The organism is Hyella patelloides LEGE 07179, from assembly GCF_900659865.1.
Classification (GTDB): domain Bacteria; phylum Cyanobacteriota; class Cyanobacteriia; order Cyanobacteriales; family Xenococcaceae; genus Hyella; species Hyella patelloides.
Genome location: NZ_LR214287.1, coordinates 1 through 1,649, shown reverse-complemented (window position 1 = coordinate 1,649; position 1,649 = coordinate 1). Strand labels below are relative to the sequence as shown.

The following is a 1,649-nucleotide window of genomic DNA, read 5'->3' as shown; positions in this document are numbered from 1 at the left end:
TAAATATCAGAGTAAAATAGGATGCCTGGATATTGCCCTTCTGGTTCGGGTGCAGCAACATAAACTCGCATTAAACTGTCATCGACGATTATTCCGATATTAGACTTGCTAATTTGCACTCTAGGGATTTCCTCTAACTTCATCTCAAGAAGTTTATCAAATAAATAATCGAAATGGACTCCATTGTTCCTCTTCTTTTATATCGGGGTCACGAATATAGTCAATACAGTAATTATCATTCACCCCCTCTGGATGAATACCACAAACTTTAGAGTTGCTACGTGCATCAAGAGAGCAGCGATTACACAAAGTAATTTTTGGCATGACAATATTATCAATACTGTTTCTAGTTTGCCTGATTCAGACGATTACAGCACAATTTACCCATTTGGGTAAATTTAGGACTACTATAGTACTTGTTTACTTTCGTACTGATATTTTATATATGTGACTAGAATATGGAGTCTAGAGCGATCGCTCTAGAAACAAGTTAAGCAGCAACTCAGATATACGAGGTTGAGAGAAAGACTAAGGAGGTAGAATTTTTTTAAGATCAATGCCATTAAACGAGAAAACAACAGGAGAAAAATACTTTTGTTGTTTGTTTATATTTTTGGAGCTAGTCTTACTTCTTGTAGTCCACAGCCACAAGTTATCTCCGTAACTTGTCAGGTACTTGAAACTACGACAGTTGTTGACAGTAGTGATTTTTTAGGTCGTGTAAAAGCTAAGACGCAAGCAACTATCGTCACCGAAAATGAAGGAACAATTAGTCAGATTTTAGTCAAACCTGGAGAAAGTGTAATTGCTGGTACTTCCCTTTTTTTGCTAGATAATAACAGTCAAATTAAAGCACCTGTTTCGGGAATAGTTAGTAATATTTCAGTCAATCGGGGAGAATTTATAACTAAAGGTCAAGCTTTAACTAAAGTTGTTGATAACCAAACTTTAGAACTTAACATTGGTGTTCCAGTTGAACGGTCATCCCAATTAAAAATGGGACTTCCTGTAGAAATTATTGACTCTTCAGGAAATGTTAGTTTAAAGAGTCAAATTAACTTTATTTCTCCCGAAGCCAATCAACAACAGATTCTAGCTAAAGCCACCGTCCGTAATAACGGAAATTTTCGAGATAACCAGTCTGTTTTAGCCAGAGTCATTTGGCAAGAAAAACCAGGAACATCAGTTCCAACTACTGCTATCTCAAGGATAGGAGGGAAAAATTTAGTTTTTGTGGCCACAAAACAAAAATCTGGTGCAGAAGAAAAGACCCTAGTAGCAAAGCAAAGAGTAGTTGTTTTAGGCAATCTTCAGGGAGAAACATATCAAATAATTTCTGGTTTAGAACCAGGAGAAGAAATAGTAGTATCCGATATTCGGAATCTTTTTGATGATGTTCTTATAAAATGTCGCGATAAACACTTAGAGAGTATAGTAGAGGCAAGAAAATTCACACTTTTATGGGGTCAGTAAAACAATAATTCAAAGCTGGGAAAATGAACCTGAAATGACTTGTGAGTCCGATTGTTAGGGGTCGACCAGAGAATCGCTTCTCTAGCCTCCCATCCAAAACGTAGCGTGCCACTTTCACGGCACTACGCTCCTCCTGGCTTTTCGGTACTCTGTTTTCCTTCTGTAAACCACAGTAA

The 1,649-nt window shown here is 37.1% G+C and carries 2 protein-coding genes and 1 pseudogene; 1 reads left to right on the top strand and 2 read right to left on the bottom strand.

Going from position 1 to position 1,649, the window contains the following annotated elements; genetic code table 11:
- Nucleotides 1-119 (bottom strand): annotated as a pseudogene (locus H1P_RS39690) (dienelactone hydrolase family protein); the annotation flags it as partial.
- A 37-nt stretch (nt 120-156) separates the two neighbouring features.
- Complete coding sequence (locus H1P_RS36990; protein ID WP_186376298.1) at nt 157-324, bottom strand: hypothetical protein; 168 nt, start codon at nt 322-324, stop codon at nt 157-159.
- A gap of 270 nt (nt 325-594) precedes the next feature.
- Between H1P_RS36990 and H1P_RS33195 the strand changes: the two genes are divergently transcribed.
- Complete coding sequence (locus H1P_RS33195; RefSeq protein WP_186376297.1) at nt 595-1,473, top strand: efflux RND transporter periplasmic adaptor subunit; 879 nt, start codon at nt 595-597, stop codon at nt 1,471-1,473.
- Nucleotides 1,474-1,649: the final 176 nt, after the last annotated feature.

Coding starts and splice junctions, on each gene's coding strand:
- H1P_RS36990 (WP_186376298.1), bottom strand. CDS start 324: ATGCCAAAAATTACTTTGTGTAATCGCTGCTCTCTTGATGCACGTAGC.